This window comes from Mycobacterium asiaticum, assembly GCF_001668675.1.
In the GTDB taxonomy this organism is placed as follows: Bacteria; Actinomycetota; Actinomycetes; order Mycobacteriales; family Mycobacteriaceae; genus Mycobacterium; species Mycobacterium asiaticum_D.
This window is the reverse complement of record NZ_LZKQ01000216.1, coordinates 1-3569: the sequence shown is the minus strand read 5'-3', so window position 1 is coordinate 3569 and position 3569 is coordinate 1. Positions and strand designations below refer to the sequence as shown.

Sequence of the window (3569 nt, the reverse complement as noted above, 5' to 3'; positions counted from 1 at the left end):
CTGCGGCGGCCGGTTTCTTCGGCGACGCGGTGCTGCAGGACTCGGGCAACTTCTGGACCGGCTGGATCCTGCAGTTGGCGGCGATCTTCTTCGCGATCGCCTTCACCGAGTTCTACCCCGACTACGCCTCGGCCATGTTCGACCTGGACAACGGCGAGGCGGCGGAGGTCCCCTCGATGCTGCAGATGGTTGAATGGTTGCCGACGTTCATCGTCGTCACCGGCGTGGTGGGACTGGTCACCGACTCGGTGGACTTCCTGCTGGGTATCGGGTTGATCATCGGCGGCAGCGTGGCCTCGGGTGTTCTCGCCAAGTTCAGCGGGGCAAAGTAGCCCCTCCGGGAGATATGGACTGTTGCCCGCCTTGGAGCGACACTGTCGGTGGACTAGCTAATCCCTTCCGGGACTTGCCAGTTCAACCAGACAGTAGTTGCTCGGGGCGGGCAAAGTCGTATTCCAGCCGGCCCAGAACGACCGGCCGCGACCGCTCAGGAACGGCCGGTGACAGCCAGCACGGCGTCCGCGAATTCGGGACGGCACACCACCAGATCCGGCAGCTTGGGATCGGGCTGGTTGTAGGCCAATGCGGATCCGTCGATGCGGGAGGTGTGCAGGCCGGCGGCCCGGGCGACGGCCACCGGTGCGGCCGAATCCCACTCGAACTGGCCACCGGCGTGGACGTACACATCGGAGAGTCCCTGCACGATCGAGGCCACTTTGGCTCCGGCAGAACCCATTTCGACCAGAATCCCGTCAAGCTCGTCCCGCACTGCCAGCGCGATGGCGGGTGGACGGGTACGCGACACCACGATCCGCGGCTTGTCCGGGGTGGCCGGCGGCGGCACGACCGTCGGGGTCGCCAACGTGATCCCCTGGGCGGGCAGGGCGACCGCGCCGGCGACGAGGTCACCGGCCTGCCACAGCGCGACATGCACCGCCCAGTCGTCACGCTCGAGTTCGGAGAACTCGCGCGTACCGTCCAGCGGGTCGACGATCCAGACCCGGTCCGAGCGCAATCGCACCGGATCGTCGGCACCTTCCTCGGACAGCACCGCATCGTCGGGCCGCTCGGCGCCCAGCGCTTCCATCAGAAAGTCGTGAGAGCGCTTGTCCCCCGCGGCTTTCCGTTCGCTTGCGTCGGCCTCGGCGAATTCGGCCCGGACGCCGAGCAGCAACCGGCCCGCCTCGGTGGCCAGTCGCGCGGCCAGCTCATGGTCAGTCATGGCAACAGTCAAACAGATCAGAGTCCGAACTGATCGTCGATGATGCCCAGCCAGATCTGCGCGCAGTCCATCGCGACCTTCTCGCTGATGAACGCGTGCTGAGTGCCGGTGTAGAGGTCACGGAAGGCGCGTTCGAGCCGGCTGCCCTCCCGGATCGAGCTGGTGCCGGCCACCAGGTGGGCCCACTCGGCACATTCGCGCGCGGTATCGGTGGCGAAGACGGCGGCCGCCCGCATGTCCGCGCGCAGGGTCGGGTTCAGGTCCTCCCCCGCCGCGACCGCGGTTTCGGCGGTGCTGAACGCGTCGAGCACCAGCAGCCGGGCCGCGCGCCACGCCGCAACGTGGTGTGCCAGGCCTTTCTGGAAGGTGGGCCGGCTGGCCAGCGACGCCATGTCACTCATCCGGAATTTCGTCGCCGCCAGCTCGGCGACGTCGTCGAGCATGCTCTTGGCCACTCCGAGCGCCCACGACGCGTGCCCGGCGGCGGTCACCGGCATCAGTCCCATCCGCGCGGCCGGCGACGTCCCTCGGTACGGGTGACGGTCGAACAGCCCGAACGTCCTGGCCGCGGGCACGAACACGTTTTCGGCGCTGTAGTCGTAGGAACCGGTGCCCTTGAGACCCTGCACATGCCAGCCGTCGTTGAATTGAATCTCGTCGCGCGGAATCACCGCCACCCGCATCTCGGGAATGCCCTCGCCAACCCAGCGCATTTCGCCGTCGTCCATCGGAAAGAACCCCGCCGCGACGTACTGGGAGTGACCGACGCCCGAGCCGAAACTCCACGAACCACTCACCCGATAGCCGCCGTCGACGACCGCACCCTGTCCGTTGGGGAAGAACTGCCCGCCCATGGTGACGTGGTTGTCGTGTGCGGTGAACACTTCGGCGAAACCCTCGTCGGGGAGGTAGGTGGCCGCGGCGAACCGGGACGGCAGATTAGCGATCCCGATCCACCCGAAAGAGCCGTCCTGCCAGGCCATTTCGATCCAGGTCTCGATGATCTCGGGCAACGACGGCTCGATGCCGCCGGCCTGGGCGGGGCCCAGTGCCGTCATCAGCCCGCTGGCCCACATCTCGTCGACGATCGCGTCGGTCATGGTGCGTTCGCGCTCGGATTCGGCGGCTTCGGCACGCACCAATTCGCGCATCCCGCGGGCCAGCGAAACGAGCTGGTCATCTCTAACCGACGTCATCTGATTCCTATCGCCGCTTCACCGCCGATCGATGGTGAACAGTACGCCGCAGGTTTCGCTGTCCGGACATACGGCTACCCCAACGGGCAGAAATCGCGCGTGATCCTGCATGACCTGAAGACGACACATGGAAACTCAGCCCGGAAGCCCCACGAGTCGCCAGCCCCAGCCCACGGGTGCGGCGGTGTTGGAGCCACCTCCGGGACTGCTCGCAGGTCGCTATGAACTGGGGCCGGTGCTCGGCCGCGGTGGCATGGCCGAGGTTCGCGAGGGGTGGGACTCGAAGCTGGGCCGCCGGGTGGCGATCAAACTGCTCAGCCCGATCGGCGAATCACGGCCGGAAAGCCGGCTGCGGTTCGAGACCGAGGCCCGCGCCGCCGCCGCGTTGAGCAGTCAGCACATCGTGGTGGTTCACGACGTCGGAGAGCACCACGGGATGCCGTTCATCGTGATGGAGCGATTGCCCGGCCTGTCACTGGCCGACCACATCGCCCGCGGGCCGCTACCCCAGCCGTTCGTCCAGTCCGTCCTCGAAGACGTTCTCGACGCGCTTGCCGTCGCGCACGATGCCGGCATCCTGCACCGCGACGTCAAGCCCGGCAACATCCTGTTCACCGCGACGGGCGAAGCCAAGTTGGCCGATTTCGGAATCGCGAAGACCAGCGGCGGCGTGCAGACCATGACCGGCCAAATCGTCGGCAGCATGGCCTATGTGAGCCCGGACCGGTTGACCGGCAAGCCGGCCACCCCGGCCGATGACCTGTATTCCTTGGGAGTTGTCGGGTATGAGGCCCTGACCGGGCGCCGCCCGTTCCCGCAAAACGACTTCGGGTCGTTGGCGCACGCGATCCTGCGCCAGTCGCCGGCGCCCCTGACCGCTGTGCGACCGGATGTCCGGCCGAATCTTGCCGCGGTGATCGAACGGGCAATGGCGCGCCAACCCAGCCAGAAGTTCGGTCAGGCTAAAGAGATGCGCGCCGCCCTCGGCAGCGCGGACCCGGCAACCTCGCCGATTCGGCCGGCAACGCGGGTGATGACGGCCCCGTTGCCCGCGTTGGGCAGCAACACCTTCATCGGCGCACCACCTGAGGCGCCTCCCTCGCGGCGCGGCTTGTGGGCGGCGGCATTGCTGGCCACCTTCGTGCTCGCGG

Annotated in this window: 3 protein-coding genes and 1 pseudogene; 2 read left to right on the top strand and 2 right to left on the bottom strand. The window is 67.5% G+C overall.

What is annotated here, in order from left to right; genetic code table 11:
* A pseudogene (locus A9X01_RS30600) lies at positions 1-332 on the top strand (hypothetical protein); the annotation flags it as partial.
* Positions 333-487: 155 nt separating this feature from the next.
* Here A9X01_RS30600 and A9X01_RS18745 read toward each other — a convergent pair.
* Positions 488-1222: a 3'(2'),5'-bisphosphate nucleotidase CysQ gene (locus tag A9X01_RS18745; RefSeq protein ID WP_065122193.1), complete on the bottom strand. Its 735-nt coding sequence runs from the start codon at positions 1220-1222 to the stop codon at positions 488-490.
* A gap of 17 nt (positions 1223-1239) precedes the next feature.
* Positions 1240-2418 (bottom strand): acyl-CoA dehydrogenase family protein, encoded by a 1179-nt coding sequence (locus tag A9X01_RS18740; protein ID WP_065122192.1) that lies wholly within the window; start codon positions 2416-2418, stop codon positions 1240-1242.
* A 184-nt stretch (positions 2419-2602) separates the two neighbouring features.
* On the opposite strand from A9X01_RS18740, the gene A9X01_RS18735 reads away from it, so the two are divergent.
* Positions 2603-3569: serine/threonine-protein kinase (locus A9X01_RS18735; protein ID WP_366663700.1), on the top strand; the 967-nt coding region annotated here is incomplete at its 3' end.